Origin of the sequence: Streptomyces sp. NPDC085932 (assembly GCF_044540525.1) — a bacterium.
Taxonomy (GTDB): Bacteria; Actinomycetota; Actinomycetes; order Streptomycetales; family Streptomycetaceae; genus Streptomyces; species Streptomyces levis.
This window is the reverse complement of record NZ_JBITSJ010000001.1, coordinates 2,093,292-2,116,299: the sequence shown is the minus strand read 5'-3', so window position 1 is coordinate 2,116,299 and position 23,008 is coordinate 2,093,292. Positions and strand designations below refer to the sequence as shown.

At 71.1% G+C, this 23,008-nt stretch carries 25 protein-coding genes; 7 read left to right on the top strand and 18 right to left on the bottom strand.

Annotated elements, in window-relative coordinates; translation table 11 throughout:
• Positions 1 to 15: 15 nt before the first annotated feature.
• Positions 16 to 531: a hypothetical protein gene (locus ACIGAQ_RS09160; protein ID WP_362283011.1), complete on the bottom strand. Its 516-nt coding sequence runs from the start codon at positions 529 to 531 to the stop codon at positions 16 to 18.
• Positions 528 to 1,322: a hypothetical protein gene (locus tag ACIGAQ_RS09155; RefSeq protein ID WP_399780553.1), complete on the bottom strand. Its 795-nt coding sequence runs from the start codon at positions 1,320 to 1,322 to the stop codon at positions 528 to 530. Before ACIGAQ_RS09155 ends, ACIGAQ_RS09160 begins: the two co-directional genes overlap by 4 nt.
• 507 nt (positions 1,323 to 1,829) lie before the next feature.
• Between ACIGAQ_RS09155 and ACIGAQ_RS09150 the strand changes: the two genes are divergently transcribed.
• Entirely contained in the window at positions 1,830 to 2,387 is a 558-nt protein-coding gene (locus tag ACIGAQ_RS09150) for a LysE family translocator (RefSeq protein WP_399780550.1), read from the top strand.
• A 589-nt stretch (positions 2,388 to 2,976) separates the two neighbouring features.
• Here the strand turns inward: ACIGAQ_RS09150 and ACIGAQ_RS09145 are convergent.
• Positions 2,977 to 3,573 (bottom strand): TetR/AcrR family transcriptional regulator, encoded by a 597-nt coding sequence (locus ACIGAQ_RS09145; protein ID WP_399780547.1) that lies wholly within the window; start codon positions 3,571 to 3,573, stop codon positions 2,977 to 2,979.
• A gap of 128 nt (positions 3,574 to 3,701) precedes the next feature.
• On the opposite strand from ACIGAQ_RS09145, the gene ACIGAQ_RS09140 reads away from it, so the two are divergent.
• Positions 3,702 to 4,688 (top strand): zinc-dependent alcohol dehydrogenase family protein, encoded by a 987-nt coding sequence (locus ACIGAQ_RS09140; RefSeq protein ID WP_399780544.1) that lies wholly within the window; start codon positions 3,702 to 3,704, stop codon positions 4,686 to 4,688.
• Positions 4,689 to 4,833: 145 nt separating this feature from the next.
• Here the strand turns inward: ACIGAQ_RS09140 and ACIGAQ_RS09135 are convergent, their stop codons facing one another.
• Positions 4,834 to 5,667, bottom strand: a complete 834-nt coding sequence (locus tag ACIGAQ_RS09135) for a helix-turn-helix transcriptional regulator (RefSeq protein WP_362283025.1) — start codon at positions 5,665 to 5,667, stop codon at positions 4,834 to 4,836.
• 250 nt (positions 5,668 to 5,917) lie between these two features.
• On the opposite strand from ACIGAQ_RS09135, the gene ACIGAQ_RS09130 reads away from it, so the two are divergent.
• A complete protein-coding gene (locus tag ACIGAQ_RS09130) occupies positions 5,918 to 6,661 on the top strand; it encodes an SDR family oxidoreductase (RefSeq protein WP_399780541.1) in 744 nt (247 codons plus the stop codon).
• A 370-nt stretch (positions 6,662 to 7,031) separates the two neighbouring features.
• Here the strand turns inward: ACIGAQ_RS09130 and ACIGAQ_RS09125 are convergent, their stop codons facing one another.
• Complete coding sequence (locus ACIGAQ_RS09125; protein WP_311685730.1) at positions 7,032 to 8,171, bottom strand: helix-turn-helix domain-containing protein; 1,140 nt, start codon at positions 8,169 to 8,171, stop codon at positions 7,032 to 7,034.
• An 87-nt stretch (positions 8,172 to 8,258) separates the two neighbouring features.
• On the opposite strand from ACIGAQ_RS09125, the gene ACIGAQ_RS09120 reads away from it, so the two are divergent.
• On the top strand, positions 8,259 to 9,314 hold the full coding sequence (locus tag ACIGAQ_RS09120; protein WP_399780538.1) for a ferredoxin reductase: 1,056 nt from the start codon (positions 8,259 to 8,261) through the stop codon (positions 9,312 to 9,314).
• A gap of 7 nt (positions 9,315 to 9,321) precedes the next feature.
• Positions 9,322 to 10,449: an acyl-CoA desaturase gene (locus tag ACIGAQ_RS09115; RefSeq protein WP_311685733.1), complete on the top strand. Its 1,128-nt coding sequence runs from the start codon at positions 9,322 to 9,324 to the stop codon at positions 10,447 to 10,449.
• A gap of 112 nt (positions 10,450 to 10,561) precedes the next feature.
• On the opposite strand, the gene ACIGAQ_RS09110 is transcribed toward ACIGAQ_RS09115, so the two are convergent.
• Together ACIGAQ_RS09110 and ACIGAQ_RS09105 are read right to left on the bottom strand one after the other, a co-directional pair.
• Positions 10,562 to 11,044 (bottom strand): GNAT family N-acetyltransferase, encoded by a 483-nt coding sequence (locus tag ACIGAQ_RS09110; RefSeq protein ID WP_362283039.1) that lies wholly within the window; start codon positions 11,042 to 11,044, stop codon positions 10,562 to 10,564.
• Positions 11,045 to 11,215: 171 nt separating this feature from the next.
• Complete coding sequence (locus ACIGAQ_RS09105) at positions 11,216 to 11,470, bottom strand: DUF5302 domain-containing protein (protein WP_362283042.1); 255 nt, start codon at positions 11,468 to 11,470, stop codon at positions 11,216 to 11,218.
• A gap of 333 nt (positions 11,471 to 11,803) precedes the next feature.
• Here ACIGAQ_RS09105 and ACIGAQ_RS09100 point away from each other — a divergent pair, with 333 nt between their 5' ends.
• A complete protein-coding gene (locus ACIGAQ_RS09100; RefSeq protein ID WP_362283268.1) occupies positions 11,804 to 12,409 on the top strand; it encodes a lytic polysaccharide monooxygenase in 606 nt (201 codons plus the stop codon).
• 139 nt (positions 12,410 to 12,548) lie between these two features.
• On the opposite strand, the gene ACIGAQ_RS09095 is transcribed toward ACIGAQ_RS09100, so the two are convergent.
• The gene (locus ACIGAQ_RS09095) at positions 12,549 to 13,028 is read right to left on the bottom strand and encodes a MarR family transcriptional regulator (protein WP_362283044.1); all 480 of its coding nucleotides are present in this window, start codon (positions 13,026 to 13,028) and stop codon (positions 12,549 to 12,551) included.
• Between the two features lie 36 nt (positions 13,029 to 13,064).
• On the bottom strand, positions 13,065 to 13,979 hold the full coding sequence (locus ACIGAQ_RS09090; protein WP_399780533.1) for an NADP-dependent oxidoreductase: 915 nt from the start codon (positions 13,977 to 13,979) through the stop codon (positions 13,065 to 13,067).
• 574 nt (positions 13,980 to 14,553) lie between these two features.
• Here ACIGAQ_RS09090 and ACIGAQ_RS09085 point away from each other — a divergent pair.
• Positions 14,554 to 15,480 carry a LysR family transcriptional regulator gene (locus ACIGAQ_RS09085; RefSeq protein WP_399780739.1) on the top strand — a complete coding sequence of 309 codons (927 nt, stop codon included), beginning with the start codon at positions 14,554 to 14,556 and terminating at the stop codon, positions 15,478 to 15,480.
• Between the two features lie 46 nt (positions 15,481 to 15,526).
• On the opposite strand, the gene ACIGAQ_RS09080 is transcribed toward ACIGAQ_RS09085, so the two are convergent.
• Genes ACIGAQ_RS09080 through ACIGAQ_RS09040 form a run of 9 tightly spaced genes read right to left on the bottom strand, consistent with a single transcriptional unit; the run spans position 15,527 to position 23,006 of the window.
• The gene (locus ACIGAQ_RS09080) at positions 15,527 to 17,107 is read right to left on the bottom strand and encodes an AMP-binding protein (RefSeq protein ID WP_399780530.1); all 1,581 of its coding nucleotides are present in this window, start codon (positions 17,105 to 17,107) and stop codon (positions 15,527 to 15,529) included.
• Positions 17,108 to 17,121: 14 nt separating this feature from the next.
• Positions 17,122 to 17,679 carry a flavin reductase family protein gene (locus tag ACIGAQ_RS09075; RefSeq protein ID WP_399780527.1) on the bottom strand — a complete coding sequence of 186 codons (558 nt, stop codon included), beginning with the start codon at positions 17,677 to 17,679 and terminating at the stop codon, positions 17,122 to 17,124.
• Positions 17,666 to 18,544 carry a hypothetical protein gene (locus ACIGAQ_RS09070; protein ID WP_399780525.1) on the bottom strand — a complete coding sequence of 293 codons (879 nt, stop codon included), beginning with the start codon at positions 18,542 to 18,544 and terminating at the stop codon, positions 17,666 to 17,668. Before ACIGAQ_RS09070 ends, ACIGAQ_RS09075 begins: the two co-directional genes overlap by 14 nt.
• Complete coding sequence (locus tag ACIGAQ_RS09065) at positions 18,541 to 19,143, bottom strand: 4'-phosphopantetheinyl transferase family protein (protein WP_399780522.1); 603 nt, start codon at positions 19,141 to 19,143, stop codon at positions 18,541 to 18,543. Before ACIGAQ_RS09065 ends, ACIGAQ_RS09070 begins: the two co-directional genes overlap by 4 nt.
• Positions 19,140 to 20,252 carry an acyl-CoA dehydrogenase gene (locus tag ACIGAQ_RS09060; RefSeq protein WP_311685749.1) on the bottom strand — a complete coding sequence of 371 codons (1,113 nt, stop codon included), beginning with the start codon at positions 20,250 to 20,252 and terminating at the stop codon, positions 19,140 to 19,142. The genes ACIGAQ_RS09065 and ACIGAQ_RS09060 overlap by 4 nt, the downstream gene beginning before the upstream one ends.
• The gene (locus tag ACIGAQ_RS09055) at positions 20,249 to 20,512 is read right to left on the bottom strand and encodes a phosphopantetheine-binding protein (RefSeq protein ID WP_311685751.1); all 264 of its coding nucleotides are present in this window, start codon (positions 20,510 to 20,512) and stop codon (positions 20,249 to 20,251) included. The genes ACIGAQ_RS09060 and ACIGAQ_RS09055 overlap by 4 nt, the downstream gene beginning before the upstream one ends.
• Before the next feature lie 39 nt (positions 20,513 to 20,551).
• A complete protein-coding gene (locus ACIGAQ_RS09050; protein WP_399780518.1) occupies positions 20,552 to 21,406 on the bottom strand; it encodes a hypothetical protein in 855 nt (284 codons plus the stop codon).
• On the bottom strand, positions 21,403 to 22,728 hold the full coding sequence (locus ACIGAQ_RS09045; RefSeq protein ID WP_399780515.1) for a TrpB-like pyridoxal phosphate-dependent enzyme: 1,326 nt from the start codon (positions 22,726 to 22,728) through the stop codon (positions 21,403 to 21,405). The genes ACIGAQ_RS09050 and ACIGAQ_RS09045 overlap by 4 nt, the downstream gene beginning before the upstream one ends.
• Positions 22,725 to 23,006 carry an acyl carrier protein gene (locus ACIGAQ_RS09040; protein ID WP_362283067.1) on the bottom strand — a complete coding sequence of 94 codons (282 nt, stop codon included), beginning with the start codon at positions 23,004 to 23,006 and terminating at the stop codon, positions 22,725 to 22,727. The genes ACIGAQ_RS09045 and ACIGAQ_RS09040 overlap by 4 nt, the downstream gene beginning before the upstream one ends.
• Positions 23,007 to 23,008: the final 2 nt, after the last annotated feature.

Sequence of the window (23,008 nt, the reverse complement as noted above, 5' to 3'; positions counted from 1 at the left end):
GCGCTGCACGAGGGGTCAGTACCTCTTGTGGGAGGCGTTTTCGTTCTTGAGATCGGGGACGAGGTTCACGGCCTGGCCCCCATAGCCGCCGCAAGTGCCGTAAACCGCCTGCGAGATGCCCTGGTATCCGGAGTTGAAGTAGACCCGGTTGTAGACGCTGCATTCGGCGTTGGCCATCGACGCGGCGTTGTTCTTGAGCGGGTCACCGTCCCCGCTGTCGGTCGTACAGGTACCGCCGGGAAGCATGCCGTAGTGGAACACGAGGCGGACGAGAGTCGCACCGTTCGGGGAGTAGCCGTAGTGGTCGGGGATGCTCCTGTTGGCGATGTAGCAGGCGCCCTGGCCGGAGTTCGTGATCGATCCGACGCTGTTGTAGTAGATCGCGAAGCAGTAGGTGTTGCCGCTGGAGGTGCAGCCGTCCGACTCGTAGCTGGTGGCGGCCTGGGCGGGGTGTGCCTGGAAGATGCTCGCGGCGATCAGCAGAGCAGCCGCTGGGGCCGATCGGATCAGGTTGCGCAGTGTCCGGCTCACTTGGTGCTCCCTTCCGACAGCACGCTGCGCGCGGCCGCCTTGACCCTGCTCTGCTGGGCGAGACCGGCGTCGAGGGAAGCCTTCTTGGCCGCGATCGACTGGGTCTGGAGGGCGGATTCCTCGGCGTACCAGACGTCGATGAGGTCCGTCTGTTCCTTGCAGGCCACGTCGGCCGTGGCCACTTCGATCTCTTCGTCGGAGGCCGTCGGAGTGGCCAGGTTGAAGCTCTCCGCCGGCTTGTACGGGTCGCTGAAGGCGTGCCCCTTGCCCTTCATGCAGGCCGCCCAGTCGGCGATGACCTTCTGCACGGCGGGCCGCTTGAGTGACGCCCTCATGCTGGCGGCGTTGACCTTGGTGGCTTCCTCGCCCTGGCTGAGATGCCCGAGTTCGCGTTCGGCCTCCGCGCGGCATCCCCCCTCGGGGACCGTGATGCCGTTGTGGGTTCCGCTTGACACCTCGGGCCCGCGGCCGAGGAACACCGCCGACTCCGCACCGGCGGCCGGCTCCCATGCCGGCGGCTCATCCAGCTGCTGCGGCGGGAGGTGATAGCCGTAGTCGGCCGCCTGCGCGGCGTCTGAAGCACCGTAGCGTCGGGGCATGTTGGCGTCGTTGAACTCGATCGGCGGGTGGGCGCCCGGGATCGGCGGCGCGAAGGAGTCGAAGCCGAAACGGGCCATGCAGCTGACCCAGAGATCGCGTTGAGCGCGCTGCCACTCCACGACGTCCGTGTAGCCGACCAGGTACTTCTCCACGGGCAGGGACAACCCCTTGGCCAGCCCGCGTCCGGGCACGCGACTCGGCCACTTGCTCGGGTCGGCCGCGTTTGCCGCCGCCGACCTCGGTGAAGCCTCTTTTGGTGTCTCACTGCCCGCACTCACGCTCACGGCCACACCGGCGGCCAGCGCTGCGGCAGTGATGAGGCCGGTAAGCACTTGCGATGTCCGCACCAGATCCCCCCTTGAGTATTTACATGCACATGACATGGGGAACCTATGTCGTGCTCCTCCACAACCGCCACACAGAAACGATCACGGAACCGCAAAAATTGGTATGGACCCTGTGTCCAGGGAAACCGGTGGCGTCCGCGGCCGTGAATCCGAACGGCTCGCCGGGCGCAAGGCACTCTGGGCCGACCCAACGGGCCTGATGTGCCGTACTGACACCAGCCCGGGCCGTGAGCGCTCCCTGTGGGGGCACGCAGAGTAGGAGTTGCTCGACCCGCGATAAGTGGTGGAGCGGCGCCGGTCGGGCGTGCTTCCGTGAGCGCATGGTTTCCTTCGACCGTCTGCTCGCGCCTCGTGATCGGACGCGCCCTGGCGCAGGGACGCCGTGCCGCGCTGACCACTGTGGTGGGCAACACCGTGGGCGCGTACGTCCTGGTCATTGCGGTCGCCTGCGGTATCGGGTCGGTCGTGGAGCGGTCGGCCGTGCTCTTCATGTCACTGAAGCTCGCCGGTGCCGCCTATCTGGTCCATCTGGGGATCAAGGCTCTTCGTGAGCGGCGGCGGATGCGTGACGCGTTCACCGGTCACTCGTCCGGGGACACCATCGGGCGCGTGATGTGGGAGGGCTTCGTCGTCGGGGTGACGAACCCCAAGACCATCGTCTTCTTCGCCGCCGTGCTCCCCCAGTTCGTCGACCGCGACCGCGGGAACGTCGTGGGGCAGATGCTTCTGCTCGGCCTGGTCTTCAACCTCATGGCGGTGGTGTTCGACAGCGTGTGGGGGCTGGCCGCCGCGACGGCCCGTGACTGGTTCACCCGGTCACCCCAGCGACTTGCGGCCATCGGAGGCGTGGGCGGGTTCACGATGATCGGACTGGGCCTCACGGTCGCCGTGACCGGTCGCAAGGACTGACCGGCCGCCTTGCGGAAGGCCGTGATGCCAGGGCTTTCGGTCCGGGATTCGGAAGCGGGGCGCTTGCCGCCGTGGGATCGAATGGGCGCCTCGGTGCGGAGGGAGGCGCCGTGGGGTCCGCGTCGGTCATCGGGCGCTGCCGACTCGTGGGGGAGCAGGTGCACGTCCGCGATCTGAAAGGGGAACCGTGCGGGAACGCCGCTCCCCCACACCCTGTCCGGGCGGTGTCAGCGGCCGGGGCGGTGGTAGCGGAAGCGGAGTTCGAAGGTGCCCTCCAGCAAGCCGGTCGCCGGGTCGAAGCGGCGCAGGCCGGCAACCTCGATGCCGGTTCCGCGCACTGCCTCGAACTCCGCACACTCCCTCGAACTCACCGGTGCCGCCGAGGATGACGCCCTTGCCGTCCGCCCGCGGCCCTGCCGTGGTCACGGCGTCCAGGCTGCCGGTGGTGGCCTCGGCGTCGAGGACTTCGTGGCCGTTTGTGCCAGGTCGGCGGCGGGCACGACGGCGGCCCCGGCGCCTGCCAGGCGGCGCTACGCATCCGGAACGACACTGACCTGCCGCGCGTCGGGGCGTCCACAGCGCGGGGACCTCACGTGGCGGTCGTGGTGTTCCGTGTGGTCTGGGCGTGGATGGCGGCCCGGGCGGCCGCTTTGGCGGCGTCGACGACGGCGCGGTCCTGCAGCAGGCGCCCGGAGGCCAGCGCGCCGTCGATGAGCAGCCCGAGATGTGCGGCGAGAGCAGCCGGCTCTGCGGCTCCCGCAGCTCCGGCGAGCCCCGTCAGCCACTCCTGGCGGCGGCGGGTGTGCGCAACGGTGGCCGCGTGGGCCTTGGAATCGAGCTCGGCCTCGACCGCGGCGCTGATGAAGGGGCAGCCGAAGAAGCCGTGACGATCGAAGGAGGCCAGGAGCGCGTCGAACAGTCCCACCAGTTGCTGAGCCGGTTCGTCCCCTGCGGCTTCGGCTGCCTCCTGCAACCGCCCCATCCACGATTCGTCCGTGCGCCGCAGGTAGGCGGCGATGAGGTCGTCCTTGGTGCGGAAGTGTGCGTAGAGCGTGGACTTCGCCACCCCCGAATCCGCGATGACCTGGTCCACCCCCACTCCCCGCAGCCCGTGCCGGTGGAAGAGACCTGCCGCCGTGTCGAGAATCCTCTGCTCGGTGTTCGTCTTGCGTACGCGCGTCGCCATGGGAGACAGACTAGTCCGTCCTGCGCCCCCTCCTCCACCCCCGTTGCACCTCTTAATCGAACGGACTAGTCTGTCTGATTAATGCAAGCTACCCGTCGTTGCGACAACGTGCGAGAGATGGTGCTGTGATGCGTGCAGTGGTACTGGAGGAGTTCGCCGGTCCGCTTGAGGTGCGAGAGATCGACCGGCCCACGCCCGGGGACGGGCAGGTGCTGGTACGGATCCATGCCAGCGGGGTGAACCCGCTGGACACGAAGATCAGGGCGGGCCGTGCGGCGCACGCCCGCGTGCAGCCGCCGGTCGTGCTGGGCATGGATCTGGCCGGCCAGGTGGTGGAGACGGGACCCGGAGTGAACGGCTTCGCTCCTGGGGACGAGGTGTACGGCCTGACCGGTGGCGTCGGTGACCTGCAGGGTTCACTCGCGGAGTTCGCGGCGGTCGACGCCCGTCTGCTGGCCCGTAAACCGGCCGCACTGTCGATGCGCGAGGCAGCGGCGCTGCCGCTGGCCGCGATCACGGCATGGGAGGGCCTGGTGGACCGGGCCCGCGTACGGCCCGGCCAGAAAGTTCTGGTGCAGGGCGGCGCCGGCGGCGTGGGCAGCGTCGCGATCCAGATCGCCGCCGCCAACGGTGCAGAGGTGTTCGCGACCTCGTCGGGGTCCAAGGCGCCGCTCGTACGTCGCCTCGGGGCGGTACCGATCGACTACACCACGGTGCCCGTGGAAAGGTACGTCGCCGAGCACACCGGCGGTGTCGGATTCGACATCGTCTACGACACCGTGGGCGGCGCGGTCCTGGACGCCTCCTTCGAGGCGGTGCGGACCTATACGGGTCATGTGGTCAGCGCTCTGGGCTGGGGCACCCATGCACTGGCGCCCCTGTCGTTCCGGGGAGCCACCTACTCGGGCGTCTTCACGCTGTTGCCGATGCTGACGGGCCAGGGCCGCGAACACCACGGTGAGATCCTCCGTGAAGCCGCGGCGCTGGCGGACGAGGGCAGGCTGCGTCCCGTGCTGGATGAGAGGCGCTACAGCCTTGCCGAGGTAGCGGACGCTCACCAGGCCGTGGAGAGCGGCACCGCGAACGGCAAGGTCATCGTCGACGTCGACGCGTGACCGTCTGGTTCGGTCCTCCCTTCCGGTCCGCTCGTCAGCACCGTTTCGCGCTGCGGCCGAGCGGACCAGGCGTCCCGCGGCCGGCGTCGACGCTGCCGCCCTGGTCCGCCTGACCACGGGCCCTGGCGCATCGAAGCCAGGCCCGTCAGTGGCGGGGAGCAGCCATGGACGCCAGGTAGGCGAGTGCCTGCGCGCTACGGCTGCCCGGCTCCGCCGATCCCACCAACAACTCCTGGCCGGGCGCGGCCCGTACCTCGAAACTCTCGTAGGTCAGGTCGATGCGGCCGACGTCGGGGTGGACGAACACCTTGAAGGCTCGGGTGAGTGCGCCGACGTTCTGGTCGTTCCACAAGGCACGGAATTCCGTCGATGCCTCCAGCAGTTCCTGAACCAGTTCGTCGATCTCCGGGACGTCGCTGAAGCGGGCCGCGTTCAGGCGGAGTGCGTACACCGTCATGCTGGTGATCAACTGCCGGTCCGGAAAGACCTCACCGGCCCGCGGGTGGGTGAAGAGGATCCGCGGCATGTTCGTCTGCCCGTCGAAGGGTGCCAGCAGGGCGTCGGCGATGGGGTTGGTGGCCAGGATGTCGAACGCGGGCCCCAGCACGTAAGCCGCGGCGTTGGGGAAGGCGTCGAGGAGGCGCAGCAGGTCCGGGTGCACCCGGTCGCGGAGGCTGCCGACCGACGCAACAGGGCTGAGTCCCGCGAGGCGGAACAGATGAGTGCGCGCATCGGCGTTCAGGCGCAGCGCCCTGCCGAGCGCGCCGACGACCTGCTGCGAGGGGTTGGTCTCCCGGCCCTGTTCCAGTCGCACGTAGTAGTCGGCACTCACTCCGGCCAGCACGGCGACCTCTTCCCGGCGCAGTCCTTTGACCCTGCGAGTGCCACTGCCGGCGGGGAGCCCGACATCGGACGGCTCCAAGCGGGAGCGGCTCGCTCGCAGGAATTCTCCAAGGGAATGGGCAGACGCATGGTGCATGAGAACCGACAGTACTGCGTGCAGCCGACGTCGGCCGTGAGCGGCCGGACAGGAACGAGGGGGACTCATCGGCCCCGCCGGGAGCCACCGCCGGACCGGCCCGGTGCGGTGATCGCCGCTGTGGCGTGAAGGCAGTGCCAGCCTGGGTGCCGCGCACCCAGGCTGGCACTGCCTTCACGGACAAGTCCTCCACGGGTGAACTGATGCCGGTGGCCGTTGCCACCTTGTTCACGCGAAGGAGATCCCCACCATGTCCACATCCACTCCCTTGGCACAGAAGGTCGTTCTGATCACCGGAGCCAGCAGCGGTATCGGCGAGGCCACGGCTCGTCTTCTGGCGGCTTCGGGCCACCAGGTCATGGCCGGAGCACGCCGAACCGACCGGCTGGCGGAACTGGCCCGAGAGGTTCGCGCGGCCGATGGTGCCCTGGACCACCATGCGCTCGACGTCACCTCCCGCGACAGTGTCGAGTCGTTCGTCGGTGCGGCGCTCGACCGGTACGGCCGGATCGACGTGCTGGTGAACAACGCCGGCGTGATGCCACTGTCCCCCATGGCGGATCTCCGGGTCGAGGAGTGGGACCGGATGATCGATGTCAATGTGCGCGGCACGCTGTACGGCATCGCCGCGGTACTGCCGAGGATGCGTGAGCAGAACAGCGGGCACATCGTCAACGTCGCCTCGGTGGCAGGCCACCGCGTCGACCCGACCGCCGCGGTGTACTGCGCCACCAAGTACGCCGTACGGGCCCTCTCGGAAGGACTGCGCCAGGAAAGCCGCGACATCCGCGTGACGGTCATCAGTCCCGGCTTCACCGAGAGTGAACTGCTGGACCGGGGCGGCGCCCTGGAGGCACAGGGGGCAGCGCGGGCCGCCGCACGACAACTCGCCATCCCCGCCTCCGCCGTCGCCGAGGCGATCGACTTCGCCCTCAGCCGGCCGGCTGCCGTGGACGTCAACGAGATCGTCGTACGCCCCACCCTCCAGGGATGACGCCGTACCGGTGCTTCCGAGGCGCCGGCACGGCCACGGAGGCCCTGGTGGCCTAGCTCCTCATCGCAGTACCGAGGCTGCCGAGGGCTCGCGCCGCCGCACAGCGCGGTGGCGAGGCCGACCTGCTCGAAGACGCTGCACGGTGCCGCGATGGGAGCACCCCGATCCCCGGCACGTCGCACGACCGGCCGCGTCTTCAGCAGGTCGCCACGTCCCGGGTTCGCCACCGGCTGGGCCCTGCCCTTCCCCCATGCTCAGCCGCCTACGGGGCGGCAGGAGACGGCCGCACGACGCCGTCTCGGCTGCTTGAGATCGTTCTTCCCCGGGTCGTCCGAGCCGGCCGATGGGACCGAGGACGAGGCAGTGCTGGTCAGCCGCCCCGGAGGCCGACCGCCAGTGTCAGTTCGAGGACCCGGTGGGGGGAGGCGAGGTCCGGAAACAGCTCCCGCAGCTGCGACATCCGGTACCGGACCGTCTGGGGGTGGACGAACAACGCCGCCGCCACCTCCTCGCGCCTGCCCTGGTGCAGCAGCCACGCCCGCAGCGTCTCCTCCAGCCGGTGGGCGGTGGCGTCAGGCAAGGCCAGCAGCGGTGCGAGGGCTCGGGCGCGCAGGTCCGCGTACGCGTCCGCGTCGGCGCTCAGCACCAGCTCGGGCAGGTGGTCCTCGGTGTCGCGAATGTCCGCGGAGAGGGAGCGCGCGCGCACGGCTCGTGCGTACGAGGCGGACGCACGAGTCCACGGCCGGGCCGGGCCGACCACGGCGGTGCGGTCGGTCAGCTGCCGCAGGAGATGCGGTCGGTCGGCATCGGGGACGAGCAGCACGCCGGTGGTGTCCGGCAGATCGTCGAGGACGAGGGTGCTCGGGTCGAGCGCGCGGTAGGCGGGCCGGGCCTGGGCGGCGGGCAGCAGGACCGCGGTCAGCGAGACCGGAGGCTGCCAGCCGGCCCGTTGGGCAGAGGCCAGCAGGACGTCCGGGCTCGCGCCGGCGAGGAGGTCCCGGGCCAGGTGTTCCAGGTGGCGCTCGTGGGCCCTGCCCTGGGCGGCCAGTTCGTCGGCGTGGCCCGCGGCGCTCGCGGCGGAGAGCTCGTCGATGTAGGCGAAGGTCAGCTCGGCGAACTTGGCGACCTCGGCGGCGGGCAGGCCCGCGGGTACGGCCCCGGCCGCCAGGCATCGCCAGGCCACGCGGGCGCCGACGCGATAGGCGCTGAGCAGGGCGTCCATCGAACGGCCGTCGCGCACCTCGCCGCGGCCCAGCTCGTAGGCCGCGTCACCGGCGTCGCCGCCCGTGGCGTTCCCGCTCGCGAGGTCCAGGTAGTGCCCCAGGGCGGTGCGGACGGCACGGCGGATGGTGGCGCCCATGTGGCCCGACAGGGCGTTGGCGTAGGGAGGGACCTCGTCGATGATCGCCTGGACGACCTCGTCGGCGGTGGTCTTCAGGGTGGCGCGCAGCGCGGTGACCGTCGTCTCGTCCAGGGCCAGTTCACTGACCCTCCGGAGTGCATGACTCACGTTTTCATTCCCTGCGAACAAATCGATCGACCAGATTCACGTCCTGCGGTCAGGACTTTACGCCTCAAGGCGCAGCAAGCTGGAGTCATGACGAGTACAGCCCTCCGCAGCAGGGCGTGGAAACTGCTGGAGATGGTCACGACGCCGCTCCTGCCGTCGGACTACCTCGACCTGGTCAGCCCGCTGCGGGCGGGCGCTGACCTGCGGGGGCGCATCGAGGCCGTGCACCCCGAGACGAGCGACGCCGCGACCATCGTGATCAGACCGGGACGCGGCTGGCGCGGCCACACAGCCGGTCAGTACGTGCGGATCGGGGTCGACGTCGACGGGGTGCGCCTGTGGCGTGCCTACTCGCTGACCTCGCCGGCGAGCCGTCAGGACGGCCGTCTCACGATCACCGTGAAGGCGATCCCGGACGGCAAGGTCAGCAACCACCTGGTCCGCAGGGTCGAACCGGGCACCGTGATCCAGCTCGACCAGGCGACCGGCGACTTCGTTCTGCCGCGGACCAAGCCCGCCAAGGTGCTCTACCTGACGGCCGGCAGCGGCATCACTCCCGTGATGGGCATGCTGCGCGACACCGAGCTCGACGACGTCGTCATGGTCCACTGCGCGCCCCAGCCGCAGGACGTGATCTTCCGCAGGGAACTGCACGACCTGGTCGCGGACAAGAAGCTGCGGCTCACCGAGGTGCACACCGCCACGGACGGCATGCTCGACATCACCCGTCTCGACGAACTCGTGCCCGACTGGGCCGAGCGCGAGACCTGGGCCTGCGGGCCCACCGGCCTGCTCGACGCCGCCGAGGAGCACTGGAGCGCACACGGCATCCAGGACCGGCTGCACACCGAGCGGTTCCGCCCCAGCATCGTCGTCACCGGTGATGGCGGCGAGGTCACGTTCAGCGCCACCGGCAAGAGGGTCGACGCGGACGGCGCCACGCCGTTGCTCGACGTCGGCGAAGAGGCCGGCGTGTTCATGCCCTCCGGGTGCCGCATGGGCATCTGCTTCGGCTGCACCACGCCGCTCAAGGCGGGCGCCGTCCGGGACCTGCGCACCGGCGAGATCACCGAGGCCGAGCCGGGCGTCCTCATCCAGACCTGTGTGTCCGCCGCGGCGGGCCCCTGCGACATCGAACGGTAGGAACAGTTTGACCGCCATCGACCCCACCGCCCACCTGACCGCGGAGCAGATCGAGGAGCTCGGCCGCGAGCTGGACGCGATCCGCGACGAGGTGATCGCCAGTCGCGGAGAGAAGGACGCCGCGTACATCCGCAAGGTCATCGCGGCGCAGCGCAAGCTCGAACTGGTCAGCCGGGGCGTGCTGCTGTTCTCGTTCTTCCCGCCCGCGTGGCTGCTCGGCACCGCCGGGCTGTCCGTGGCGAAGATCATGGACAACATGGAGATCGGCCACAACATCCTGCACGGCCAGTGGGACTGGATGCGGGATCCGAAGATCCACTCCACCACCTGGGAATGGGATCACGTCTCGCCGTCCGACCAGTGGAAGCACTCGCACAACGAGCTGCACCACAAGTACACGAACGTGATCGGCAAGGACAACGACCTCGGCTACGGCATCATGCGCGTCGACGAGGACCAGAAGTGGCACCCGTTCCACCTCGGCCAGCCACTGTGGAACTTCCTCAACGCCTGCTTCTTCGAGTACGGCATCGCCGCGTACGACCTGGAGCTCGGCCGCAACCTGAGCAAGCACCGCCGCAAGAACCCGGAGTTCCGCGCGCGGGCCAAGGCCGTCGGACGCAAGATCCGCAAGCAGGTGCTCAAGGACTATGTGATCCACCCGCTGCTGTCGGGCCCGTCGTTCCTCCCCACGCTCGCCGCCACGTTCACCGCGAACCTGGTGCGCAACCTCTGGTCCCACTCGGTGATCATGTGCGGGCACTTCCCCGAGGGCGTGCAGGTCTTCGAGCGCCGGTCGATCAAGGGCGAGACGCGCGGCCAGTGGTACCTGCGCCAGATGATGGGCTCGGCGAACATCAGCGGCAGCAAGGCCATGCACTTCATGACCGGCAACCTCTCGCACCAGATCGAGCACCACCTGTTCCCGGACCTGCCGAGCAACCGGTACGCCGAGGTCGCGGTGAAGGTGCGCGCGCTGTTCGAGAAATACGAGCTGGAGTACGTCACCGGGCCGCTGCCCAAGCAGGTGTTCTCGGCGTGGCGCAAGGTCTTCCGGCTGTCGCTGCCGAACAGCAAGAAGCCCGCTGCCGAGGTCCGGACGCCGGACCGGGAGCAGGAGCTCGTCGCGGCCTGATTCCCGGTACGGGTCCCGCTCTCTCGGCCGCACCACCGCCGGCATCGCCGGTGGTGGTGCGGCCGTTGCGATCACGGGGCACCGTCGGCGGTCCCGTCGGCGCCGGCGGGGGTCAGGGAATCGGAATGTGCAGCTCGGGACGGTCCCACGCCACCGCGGGTGGATTCGCGGGGACCGTCCCGGTGGGCAGACCGCCCATGCGGCGGTAGAAGCCCTCGGCCGGCGGATGCGCCACGACGCGGACACGGTCCAGCCCTGCCGCGCGCGCCTCGCCCTTCATGTGCTGTACCAGCAGCTGTCCGATGCCGCGGTGCTGCGACCCGTCGGCGACGAAGAGCAGGTCCAGTTCCGGCGGCACGAGGATGAGGGAGTAGAAGCCGAGCACCCGGTTCGCGGGATCCTCGGTGTCGACGGCCACGAAGACGCGGTGGGTCTCGATGTAGTCGAGGCCCACGCGGTAGCCCTCGACCATCGCCGCGTACGGGCCCTCGTAGGCGCGCGAGCCACGCACGAGGCGCGTGAGCCGCTGGGCGTCCCGAGCCACGGCCCGTCGGATGGCGATCGCACCGGGCCTGGGGGTAACACTCGGTTTCATACATCGAGTATTACGTATGCGGAAGGAGAGCTGCGACATGGTGGGCGGGGCGACGGACCCGCCACATGGGCAGCGGGCCGGGTGCCCCACCCGGGGCCGCAGCCTCACCGGCCGAACCCGGCAGGCCGCCTCGGCGGTCCTGCCAGGTCCCGTCCCGCGGCAGTCCTTTGCTCAGCCGCCGCTCTTGCGCCGGAACGACCGCTGGTTCGCGGCCGGGCCGTGAGTGCCGCGGACCTTCGACGTGTGCGAGTTCGCGGCCGACTCGGCCGCCGTCTGCATACCGCGCTTGCGCGCCAGAGCCTCGCGGAACTTGCGCTTCAAGTCGTACTGGCCGTCAGCGTCGGGCGAGAGAGCGGGGCTCTCGGCGGCGGTCGACTCGGTGTCAGCCGGATCCGCGCCTTCCGGCGATGAGGACTCTGCGGCCATGGTGACCTCCTGGGCTCGGGCGTTGGAGACCCCAGCTTGTCATGCCGCGCACCCCCCGGGGCGCCGACGGCCTGCGTCACCCGCCGCGTTCACCCCCGGTCACGGAGACAACACGTGCCGGCGCGGCAAGCCGTCGTGGCGTGAACCCCACCAGGTATCCGCCATCCCTGCGTTCAACTCCGTTTGTTTCATTGACATTTCACTCAGCAGTCGTACTGTTGGGAGCGCTCCCATGACAGCCTCGTAACTGGAAGGAGTTCCCCCCACATGCGCAATCAGAGTCCGTTAACCGGGCGTGCGCGGTCCCTCCGCCGGCCCCTTCAGGCGCTCGTCATGGTGTTCGCCGTCGTCATCGGCGCACTGGCCTGGTCGACCCCCGCCCAGGCACACGGCACCATCGTCAACCCCGCCACCCGCGCATACCAGTGCTGGAAGACGTGGGGCAGCAACCACACGAGCCCGGCCATGCAGACCGAAGACCCCATGTGCTACCAGGCGTTCCAGGCCAACCCCGACACCATGTGGAACTGGATGAGCGCCCTCCGCGACGGTCTCGGTGGCCAGTTCCAGGCTCGGACGCCTGACGGGACGCTCTGCAGCAACAACCTCTCCCGGAACGACAGCCTGAACCGGCCCGGGCCGTGGAAGACGACCAACGTCAGCAACAACTTCACGGTCCAGCTGCACGACCAGGCGTCCCACGGTGCCGACTACTTCCGGGTCTACGTGAGCAAGCAGGGCTTCAACCCCAAGACCCAGACGCTGGGCTGGGGCAACCTCGACTTCATCACGCAGACCGGCCGCTACGCCCCGGCGCAGGACATCCGGTTCAACGTCAACACCTCCGGCTACACCGGACACCACATCCTGTTCGTGATCTGGCAGGCCTCGCACCTGGACCAGGCCTACATGTGGTGCAGCGACGTGAACTTCGGCTGAGCCGAGACACGTTGCGCACGGCACCCGTTCCTGCCGGGCGCCGGTGATCCGCCGCCCGGCCGTGCCGACCGAGCCCCGTCGGGGCAGGGGAACCCATGTGGCCACCCTGCCCCGGCGGGGCTTCCCGCGCTCGCCCCGTCTACTCGGCCGGAGTCCGGCGGCTTCGGTCCCTGACCGCCTTCTCGATGACGCGGGCGCACCTGATGAACACCTCGACTTGATCAGCCGTCAGGTCTCGTACGGAGATCTCTTCGAGGGAGCGCCACATGTCGGCGATGGGCTCCTTGAGGGCACGGCCGGCATCGGTGAGGTGGACGACCATGACCCGCCGGTCATGGGCGGCGGGCTCCCGGGTGAGCAGCCCGGCGTCCTGCATCCGCCGCAGGGACTTGGAGACCGTGGAGTGGTCGAGGCCGACTCGCTCCAGCAGCTCCGCCTGAGTCAGGCCGTCGTGGTCGAAAAGCTGCATGAGCAGCAGCTCCTGCCCCGGGTGGAGATTCATCGCCCGCAGCATGGCGGCGGCGTGGCCGCGGTGGGTGCGTGCGAGCTGGAAGATGGCGTAGCTCAACGGCCCCTCGCCCGCCGCATCCGGCAGTTCCGGTGAGGTGGTGTCTGACACTGCTGCTCCCTCGGGTCGCTCGACTGCGGTGACGGATCAGTCGACCGCGAGGACGATCTTGCCTCGGTTGTGGCCCGCGTCGCTGGCCTGCTGGGCCTTGGCCGCTTCGGACAGCGGGTAGGTGGCGCTGATCGTGGTCCGCAAGGCGCCGTCGGCTGCTTGCCGGGCGAGTTCGGCGAGGCGGGTGGCGGAGCGGCGCTGGGGGCCCTCGGCGAAGACGATGCCGAGTTCGGCCGCGCGGAAGTCGGCGGTGGTGACGATCCGGTCGGTGCCGCCACGCAGGGCGATGGAGTCCTCCAGCGCGCCCTTTCCCGCGGCGTCGAAGACGGCGTCCACCCCGTCGGGGGCGACGGCACGGACCCGCTCGACCAGATTCTCGCCGTAGACCAGCGCGGTCGCGCCGAGGGAGGTGACGTACTCCTGATTGGCCGGTCCGGCGGTGCCGATGACGCGGGCGCCGCGGGCGACGGCCAGCTGGACGGCGATGGTGCCCAGCGCGCCGGACGCGCCGTGGATCAGCAGCGTCTCACCGGACGTGATGCCGAGCAGGTCGAGGACCCGTTCGGCGCCGTCGGTCGCCACGGGCAGAGCGGCGGCGTGCGCCCAGTCCAGGCCGGCCGGCTTGGGCGCGAGGACGGCCGCGGGGGCCAGGGCGTACTGCGCGTAGGAGCCGGTGTCGGACCAGCCCAGGACCTCGTCCCCCACCTTCAGATGTTCCACGCCCTCACCGACGGCGTCGACGACACCGGCGATCTCGCCGCCGGGCACAGCGGGCAGCGTGGTGGGGAAGATGGCCTCCATGCCGCCGGAGCGGATCTTGCCGTCGACCGGGTTGACACCGACCGCGCGGACCCGCACCCGGATCTGGCCGGGGCCGGGCCGGGGGATGTCGATCTGCGCCTCGTGCAGGACCTCGGTGCCGCCGAACGCGTCGAAAACGATGGCCTTCATGGCTGCTCTCCTTGACGTGGGAAGTCACGCCGACCGCGTTCTGTGGCCGACCACATAAAAGTACCACCGTTTATGTGGCTAGCCAAGCAATCCGTGCCGACCGGTCACCTCCCGTGCGGCGGCACCGGTCCGGCCGCCCGGCCCCCGCGCTGTACAGCCGGCCACAGGACAACCGCATCAAGGCATGTCGTTCGTCGAACCGCGCTGTGGAAGCTGACCGTTCGCGCCGCCGATCCCCCGTCACCCGATGCGCCCTGGAGCCGAGAGGGCGTACGCGGGCAGCACCGGCGGGAATTGGCCACTTCCTGCGCGCCGACGTATCCGGCGCCGCGTGGCGGCCCCGCGCGAGGCGCCACCGAGGTTCCGCGATCGGCTGCGCCCGGGGGACAGGCCCTCGTGCGTTCATTAACTGACGTGAAATCGTCCGTCCAGTAAAAGGTGCCTCCCCATAAATGTCCCTACCAAACATGTTGATGAGGGGGAAGGGTGACGCTACGCTCGCAGGCACCATGAACGCTCGTATGTCATTCGTGACCGGAATGACAGGACTTCGCAGTTGCGGGAGAAAGCCGGCATGGCGTCGGCTTGCATTTTCGACGGGTCGACGCATACGGGGGAAGAATTGGATACGCGGCATCTCGAGGCATTTTTAGGCGCTGTGGACGCGGGAAGTGTGACGCGGGCGGCGGGCATGCTCCACGTGACCCAACCCACGGTCACCAACCGCATAAAGGCACTGGAACGGTCGCTCGGGCTGCCTTTACTGGAGCGCTTACCGGGCGGTGTCCGGCCGACGCGGGCCGGGCACTCCATCCTCGAACACGCCCGCGAGATCGTGCGGCTCAGCGGTCGCGTCCGGCGCCTCGCGGACGCGTCACTCACTCCGCAGGGAAGAATCTGCGTCGGCGCGTCGGAAAGTCTCATCAACCACCGGCTGCTCCCGCTCATCGAATACTTGCTGCTGCGCTATCCGGACATGGACGTGTCGCTCCGCCTGTCCACCCCGCAGGAAGCGCTCGTCATGCTGCGTAACGGTCAGATGGACTGCGTCTTCATGATAGGAAGCGGCGCCTCGGACGAGGATCTGGAGCACTGCGATCTCCGCCCCGAGCCGTTCGCCCTGGTGGCCGGAGAACGGCCCGGCTCTCGGCGCCCGGGCTCCGGGGAGCCGCCGTCGTCGATCCTCGTCAGCGCCGACCTCGACGTCCGCCACTGCGGCGAGCTTCTGCACGAGGTCGAGTCGACGCTGCGGGCCGGGCGGATGCTCAGACTCGATTCCATCACCGCCGTGAAGCGCCTGGCCGAGAGCGGCATAGGCGTGGGACTGCTGCCCGAGGTCACCGTGGCCGACGATCTCGCCGACGGCCGGCTCCGCAGGGTCGTGGACTGGCGCCCGGCCACCCCCACCTACACACAGGCCCTGTGGCGGCGCGGCGACACCGGGCACCCGGCTCTGCACGCCGTGCTGAAGGCCGCCTCCGACGTGGTCAGCACAGGCTGAACGGGCCCCGGGCCCCGCTGCGGGAGCCGCGGAGCCCGAGGGCCGCTCAGGCGGCGTCGGCCAGGAGCTGGGCGAGCAGCCGCCGGTGGTCGGTCTTGCCGTGCTGGTTGACGGGAAGGCTGCCCACGATGCGCACCACGCCCGGCGCCATGTACGCGGGCATCGCGCGCAGGCAGAACGCCCGCAGATCGCTCTCGGCCGTACCGGCCGCGCCGTCGGCCAGCACGACGAACGCGCACAACTCGGCCTCCCGGCCCGGCCCTTCGGCAACCACGACGGCCGCCTCGCAGACGTCGGAGTGGGCGAGCAGCCGTCGCTGCACCTCGGCCGGCTCCACCCGGTTGCCGCGGATCTGCACCTGGGAGTCCCGCCGCCCGCAGAAGCGCAGCGCGCCGTCGGCGCCCCGGAAGGCCAGGTCACCGGTCCGCAGCAGACGCTGGCCGGAACGGGGCTCCAGCGGGTCGGCGACGAGGACGGCGTCCGTGGCGTCGGCGTCCCCCCAGTAGCCGGTCATCAGGGCCGGGCTGCGCAGGTACATCTCGCCGACGACCCCCTCCTCCCGCACGGGTGCCCCCTCGGCGTCCAGCAGGAGGATGTCGGTGCCCTCGTGCCCGTTGCCGATCGACAGGTGCGTCACGTCGTCGGGCAGCGGGTCGGGAACCTCGGCGAAACTGGCCGCCATGGATTCCGTCGCGCCGTAGCAGTTGATCAGACGGATGCCGGGCCGCAGACGCTGGAGGTGGCGCAGTTCGGCCAGGGGGAACTCCTCCCCGCAGAACAGCACTCCGCGCAGATCCGGCAGGTCGGCCAGCTGGTCGGGGATGTGGCGCAGCGACTGGCGCCAGATGGACGGCACACCGTTGACGTGCGTGGCCCGGGTGACGCGCAGCACCTTGAGGAATCTCGTCGGCCAGCGCAGCAGGGCCCGCGGGACGGGGGCCACCGCCGCTCCGCTGCCCAGCGCCATGCCGATGTCCAGCAGCGAGAAGTCGAACTGGAGCGGGGACGTCGAGGCCACCCGGTCGCCCACCGACACGAAGCCCTCGGCGATCATGCCCCGGTAGAAGGCGACGACGGCCCGGTGGCTCATCACCACGCCCTTGGGCCGGCCCGTGGTGCCCGACGTGAAGATGATGTAGGCGGTGTCGGTGGGTGTCACGGCACGGCGCGACCCACCACGGCGCACAGGTGGCTGCGGCACCTCGATGGTGCCCCCGCCGAACCGGCCGTGCCCCACGGCCCCCTCCGGCCGCCCGTCGGCGGTCAGGCACAGCGCGGGCTCGGCCAGCCGCTCGATCGTCGCCCGCCGTTCGGCCGGCGTCTCCGGGCTGACGGGGACGAAGGGCAGGCCGCGCGACGCACACGCCAGGACGAGGGCGACGGCCTCGGCGGACGTGTCCGAGACGATCATGACGCGGTCGCCGATCTCCAGGCCGAAACGGTCCAGTTGGGCGGCGTAGCGTTCGGCGGTCTCCCGCAGGCCGCGGAAGGTCGTCACCCGTTCCGCGCCGTCCGCGTACTCCACCACGGCGGGATGGTCGGGGTGGGTGGCGGCGGCAGCCAGGAGGAACTCGTCGAAGCGTTCGTCGGGCCGGTGGGTCACCTCGGGTGCGGGAGTCGTGGGCATGCTCTCTCTCCAGGTCAACGCAGGTTGTCGGCCCCGGCCGGGGCGGGCGGCACGGGTGTGGCGATGTGCGGTTCGCCGGTGACGAGCACCAGCGGGGAACCGGGGGTGGTGCTCAGATGACGTACGGTGCCGACGACCAGGACGTGGTCGACGGCCGTGAGGGTCTCCGCGACGTCGCAGGTCATCACGACGGCGGCGTCGTGCAGCACCGGGACGCCCCGGAGCACGGCGTGCGGCGTGGCACGGAAGCGCTGTGCGGGGGTGCCGGTGGCGAAGCGCCGGACCAGCGCACCCTGCGTGTGGGACAGCACGTTGACGGCGAAGCGGCCGGCGGCCAGCAGGTCGTCCAGAGTGCGTCCGCCCCTGCCGAAGGCCAGCAGCACGCTCGGCGGCGCCACGGACAGCGACATCAGCGAGGTCGTGGTGCAGCCCACCGGCCCGTCCGGCCCGAGGGCGGTCGTGACCGCGACGCACTTGGCCAGACCGGTCATCGTCGCGCGGAAGAGCGCCTCGTCCACCCCCGGCTCGGCCGACGGGTCCGCCTGGGCTGTGGTCGTCTCAACTCCCAGCACGGCTCACCTCCCTGCCGGTCGCGAGCGCGGCGAGGGTGTCCAGGGCCCGCTCGACCACCCCGGTGCGGGGGCGTCCGCGCCGCGCGGAGTCGGCGGCGAACCGCAGGGCCTTGGGCAGCTGCGTCCAGGCGTCGGCCAGGTCCGGGTCGGGGTCCGGCCCCAGGCGGTGCAGCTGGTGCCGGGAGGCCGCCCACAGGTCGTCGATGTGCCGCTCCAGCAGATCCCCGTCACGGGCGAGGCGGTCCCGCAGGAAGGCGAACACCTCCCGCGGCTCCCGCAGCCAGGTGCCCGGCCACCGCGCCGGGGCTCCGGCCGGGACGGTGGCGGTCCGGCGCAGCCAGCGGTACGCGTCCACGGGGCCGGTGTCCACCGGCTCCCCCAGAGCGTGCACCTCCCGGTTGCGGACGGCCGGATCGAGCCGGCCCACCGGTGTCAGCGCCCTCCGCAGCGAGTCGTCGTCGAGCACTCCGGCGTAGGGCAGTTGCTCGCCGCCGGGCATCAGGGCGTGGAACGGGTCCGTCACGAGCCACCCTCGGGCGTCGTGGGCCCGCAGCAGGAACCAGTGGGGAACGGTCCGCACCCCGTGGTGCGGAGACCAGGGCAGGTGGAAGGCGTTGCCGGACACGATCACCTGCCCCTGTGCGGCGAGCAGGGCGGCCAGCGCCGCACGGGCCGACGGCCAGTCCGGCCGGTGGTCGTGCACCAGGGTTCCGCCGTCGATGCGGTCGTGGTGGGAGAAGGCGAGCGCGCCGTCCGCTGCGTCGGTGCGCACCCACAGGTGCACCGCCGCCGCCAGCCGGCCGGCCGCCGCGCCTCCCAGGTGCTCCACGAGCGTGGTGGAGTAGCAGGACAGGGCAGGTGTCATGGTGTCGCCTCCCAAGCGCACGCCACAGGTACGTCGATGAGTTCTCGCACCTTGCGCCAGCGCAGTGCGCGCCAGTCGCCGTGGTCGAGATACGGGGGCACGTCGATGGTCCAGGGGAGCCCCCCGATGCCGGTCCCCTCGGCTTTCACGCAGGCCTCCTGGACCGTCCAGATCTCCGTGAAGACGGTGTGCCGCAGGGTTTCCGGCAGGCGGTGCAGGTGGGTCGTGTAGCGGGCGGCGCACCGCCGGACCATGGAGTCGCCGACGTGCGGCGGCGGCACCTGCACGTCGACCCCGACGCGACGCCCGGGTGCGACGGCCACGACGGTGTGGTCCCCGTCGTGGGAGATGCTGACGCCGGTCCGGCAGCGGCCCGCCAGGACCGGTTTGCCGTTGTGGCCGGCCACGACGGGCTCGCCGGCGTCGCCGGGCGCCACCTCGGCGAGCAGGTCGCGCAGCAGCGCACGCCCGGCCAGGATCTGGCGCGCACGCCAGGGGGGCCTGCCACGGGCCGTGGCGAGGTCGGCGGGGGTGAGGCGGCCGCCGGCCGCCTCGCCGGTGGCCACCCATACGCCCGGGCCGGTCTCCAGGACCTTCACGGCAGCTCCCCGGCACCGGCTTGGGGGGCGGTCTCGGCCACGATGTCCAGGACGACCTCGGTCGTGCCGCCGCCGATCCCGAACAGGGCCGCCTGCGCCCGCAGGTGCTGTGGTCCGCCGGTGCGGAAGCCGTGCGCGCCCTGGAGGTGGGCGCACACGTCGAGGACGTGCTCGACGGTCTCGGCGGCGCTGGCCTTGAGCAGTGCGGCGGCCGAGGTGTCGCGGCGGGCGGCGACCGCCTCGGTGAGGCTCTCGGTCAGGGCACGGTGCTGACGGGAGCGCAGCAGCGCGCCCGCCCAGCGCTGGCGTACGGCCTCCCGGTCCCACAGGACACCGCCGCCGTGCCGGCGCCGTCCCAGGTAGCGGGCGGTGTCGCGCAGCACGCGCTCGCACAGGGCGACCGCCCAGAGGGCCCCGGCCAGCCGCTCGGTGGCGATGTGCGCCGCGAAGCCGCTCAGTCCCCGGCCGGTACCGCCCACGACGTGGTCGCGGGTGAGCCGGACGTCCTCGAAGGTGAGGTGACCGGTCCCGGAGCCGTCGAACAGCTCGGTCCCGGCCGGTTCGACGCGTACGCCGGGTGCGTCGGCCGGTACGAGCACCCACGTGAAGTTCGTGAAGTGGGGTCCCGGCCGGTGGCGGGCGAGGACGAGGGCCGCACCGCACGTCGTCGCGTTGGTGATCCACCGTTTGGTTCCGTCGAGCCGGAGGTGGTCCCCGTCGAGGCAGACGCGTGTGTCCAGTGCCGCCAGGTCGCAGCCGGAGTCCTCGTCGGTGGCGGCGAGGGCCACGACGGTGCCGCCGTCGAGGCTGTCGGCGAGCGTCCGGGCGGCCGGGCCGGTCCCCTGGGCGAGCAGCGGCAGACAGGTCGCCAGCGGCACGGTCACCGCCAGCGTCGAGCCGACGCCGAAGCGGAGGTCGACGTCCGTGAGCAGCGCGCCCAGCGCGGCCGCGTCGACGCCCCGGCGCGGATCGTTGCCGCGGTAGACACCGGCCAGCCGGTTCTGCGCGCCGAGCGCGCGCCAGAGGTCGGCGCCGCTCGCGTCGGCGGGCAGTGCGGCGAGCCGGGAACCGTCGGCGGAGGTGGCCTCCCGTGCTGCAAAGACGCTCATGCCGCTGCCCTGCGGTCTCCTTCGGCGGCGCCCTGGGCCCGCTGCACCGCGGCCCACAGACTGCCGGCGGTGGCGAAGGTGGTGTCGTTGAGGTCCTCGTCCGGGAGGGAGACCCCCAGCCCGTCCTCGATGGCGAAGAGCAGGTCGATGGCCTTCATGGAGTTCATCCCGAGGTCGTGCAGGCGGCTGTCCTCGGTGAGGGGGCGGTCCCCGAGGTTGGGCAGGAAGGGCGTCAGCAGGTCGATGAAGGGCTGGTTCACGGCTTCTCCGTCGCTTGGGTGTGAGGGGGATCGGCAGGGTCAGGTTCGGTGGTGCCGCACGGCGAACACCTCGCGGTCGGCGGTGAGCAGCGACGCCAGTTCGGGCAGCAGCGCCTCGGGGACGGGCCTGCCCCGTTCGGCGCGCCGCTGGGCGATGAACGCGGTCGCGGTGAGCCGGTCCCAGCCGCGCAGGTGCTCCCGCGCGTCCAGCTGCTCGCCGAGGTGCTCGCGGTAGGCGGCGTGCAGGTGCCGGGCCCGCGTCAGCAGCCAGGTCTCCGCGGTCAGCCGGCGCAGGGCGGCGAGCCGGTCGGGGTGGGTGGCGTAGGCCTCGACGTAGGACGCCGGATCGTCCAGGGACAGCTCCGGCGCGGGCGCCTGGTACCCGGGCACGGGTGACAGGGCGCACGCGAAGGAGGCGGTCGGCAGGCGCTCCCACGGGAACGTCCACCGGCCGGGCCGGGCCGGCCCCCACGCCGTCTCGTTGTCGTACGCGTCCTCGACCTCGGCTCCGTCGCGGTGCGCACCGACGAGGAAGCTGTGTTCCATGTGTGCCCGGCCGGCGTAGGGCAGCCACGGCATGTCGTAGGAGTCGGCGACGGCGTACACCACCGGCGCGCGTTCGGCCATGGCGCGCAGTTCGCGCGCGGCGGCCCGGTGGGCGACGGAGTCCGGCCGCAGCCCCACGAGGGCGGCTCCCTCGCGCAGATGCTCCTGCGGCGGGGGGTCCACCGTGGGCAGGCCGTCGGGGCCGGGCCGCGGCCGGAAGCGCAGCCGCGCCCCGAGGGCGAGGTGCCGTCCCGGGCCGTTGCGGCGGTCCGCGAGGAGCGCCAGGTTGACCTGTACGCAGTCGAGGATCCCGGTCCGCACGGACGGGGCCGCCGCGGTGGCCGTCATGAGCCGGTCTCCACCCGGCTCAGCCCGGCCACCGCACGGGCGAGCGCCTCGTCGGGCGGGGACTGGTCCTCGACCCCGCCGTCGAGGAAGTGCTCGTAGGCGCCGAGGTCCAGGTAGCCGTGGCCGCTGACGCACACCAGGACGCCGCCGGTGGTGCCGGGCGAGGCGGCGATCCGGGCGGCGGCCGCCAGGGCGTGTCCGGACTCGGGCGCCGGCAGGACGCTCTCGTGGCGGGCGAGCAGCCGGCCCGCGTCCAGGGCGTCCGCCTGGCTGACCGCCACGGCGTCGACGTCGCCGCTGTGCCGCAGCGCGGAGATGAGCTTCGCCGCGCCGTGGAAGCGCAGGCCCGCGGTGTGCGCGTCCGGGATCCGGTAGTCGCTGCCGATGGTGTACATGGCCTCCATCGGGCCGCTGCCGGTGGCGTCGGTCTTGTCGTAGGCGTAGACACCGCGGGTCAGCTTCGGTGTGCTGCTGGACTCCGCGGCGACCAGGCGGGGCCCCTCGCGGCCCGCCGCCCGGGCGGAGGCGTGGAAGGGCAGGGCGATGCCGCCGAAGTTGGATCCGGCGCCGACGCAGCCGACGACCGTGCCGATGTCGGCGTCCAGTTCCGCGAGTTGCTGCTCCGCCTCCAGGCCGATCACCGACTGGTGCAGGATGCTGTACGTCTCGCCGCTGCCGATGCAGAACGCCACCCGGTCGTGTCCGGCGGCGTACTCGACGGCCTCCCCGATGGCGAGCGAGAGGCTGTTGCCGGTGGCCGGGTCCTCCTTGGCGGCGACCTTGGTCAGGTCGCTGGGGCTGGCGTGCACCTCGGCGCCCAGCATCCGCATCAGGACCCCGCGGTAGGGCTTGCGCCGGAGGCTGGACTCGACCATGAAGACCCGGCAGCGCAGTCCGAACAGGGCGCAGGCCGCGGCCATGGCGGTGCCCCACTGACCCGCGCCGGTGCCCGTCACCAGTTCCTTCACCCCGGCCTCGCGGTAGTAGTGGGCCTGGGCCAGCGCCGTGTTGAGCTTGTGGCTGCCCGAGATGTTGACGCCCTCGTTCTTGACGTACACGGGCACGCGGGCGCCGACGGCCTCCTCGAAACCGCGGGCACGCCACAACGGGGTCGGGCGGTACTGCCGGTAGCGTTCGACGACCGGGGCGGGTATGTCCCAGTACTCACGGGCGGAGACGCTGTGCCGGATCAGCTCGGTCGGGAGGTTGATCTTCAACTCCCCGGTGCCGTCACCGGAGCGGGGCGGCGTGCGGTCGGGCGGCAGGGGTTCGGACAGATGGGGCAGGATGCTGCGCCAGCGGGTGGGGATCGTGGGCGTCACGGCCGCACCTCCGCGGCCGTCACGACGTCGATCAGGTCCCGGACGGTGCGGAAGGTGCGCCCCACGAAGAGGTCGTCGGGCAGGGTGACGTCCAGTTCGTCCTCGATCCGCACGAGCATGCCGACGAAGCCGAGCGAGTTCACGTTCAGCAGGTCCCCGACGAGGGGTTCGTCGTCGCTGACGCTGCCGGGCGGCAGGGACAGCCGTGATTCGGCGATGACCACCTTCTTGACGACGGTGGCGACGGCGTCCCGGTCGAGGGACAGTTCCTGGGGCATGG

Coding starts and splice junctions, on each gene's coding strand:
- ACIGAQ_RS09130 (WP_399780541.1), top strand. CDS start 5,918: ATGTCCACATCCACTCCCTTGGCACAGAAGGTCGTTCTGATCACCGGA.
- ACIGAQ_RS09140 (WP_399780544.1), top strand. CDS start 3,702: ATGCGTGCAGTGGTACTGGAGGAGTTCGCCGGTCCGCTTGAGGTGCGA.
- ACIGAQ_RS09040 (WP_362283067.1), bottom strand. CDS start 23,006: ATGCCCCAGGAACTGTCCCTCGACCGGGACGCCGTCGCCACCGTCGTC.
- ACIGAQ_RS09090 (WP_399780533.1), bottom strand. CDS start 13,979: ATGAAGGCCATCGTTTTCGACGCGTTCGGCGGCACCGAGGTCCTGCAC.
- ACIGAQ_RS09085 (WP_399780739.1), top strand. CDS start 14,554: ATGGCGTCGGCTTGCATTTTCGACGGGTCGACGCATACGGGGGAAGAA.
- ACIGAQ_RS09070 (WP_399780525.1), bottom strand. CDS start 18,544: ATGACACCTGCCCTGTCCTGCTACTCCACCACGCTCGTGGAGCACCTG.
- ACIGAQ_RS09145 (WP_399780547.1), bottom strand. CDS start 3,573: ATGGCGACGCGCGTACGCAAGACGAACACCGAGCAGAGGATTCTCGAC.
- ACIGAQ_RS09060 (WP_311685749.1), bottom strand. CDS start 20,252: ATGAGCGTCTTTGCAGCACGGGAGGCCACCTCCGCCGACGGTTCCCGG.
- ACIGAQ_RS09135 (WP_362283025.1), bottom strand. CDS start 5,667: ATGCACCATGCGTCTGCCCATTCCCTTGGAGAATTCCTGCGAGCGAGC.
- ACIGAQ_RS09100 (WP_362283268.1), top strand. CDS start 11,804: ATGGTGTTCGCCGTCGTCATCGGCGCACTGGCCTGGTCGACCCCCGCC.
- ACIGAQ_RS09120 (WP_399780538.1), top strand. CDS start 8,259: ATGACGAGTACAGCCCTCCGCAGCAGGGCGTGGAAACTGCTGGAGATG.
- ACIGAQ_RS09110 (WP_362283039.1), bottom strand. CDS start 11,044: ATGAAACCGAGTGTTACCCCCAGGCCCGGTGCGATCGCCATCCGACGG.
- ACIGAQ_RS09105 (WP_362283042.1), bottom strand. CDS start 11,470: ATGGCCGCAGAGTCCTCATCGCCGGAAGGCGCGGATCCGGCTGACACC.
- ACIGAQ_RS09080 (WP_399780530.1), bottom strand. CDS start 17,107: ATGCCCACGACTCCCGCACCCGAGGTGACCCACCGGCCCGACGAACGC.
- ACIGAQ_RS09050 (WP_399780518.1), bottom strand. CDS start 21,406: ATGACGGCCACCGCGGCGGCCCCGTCCGTGCGGACCGGGATCCTCGAC.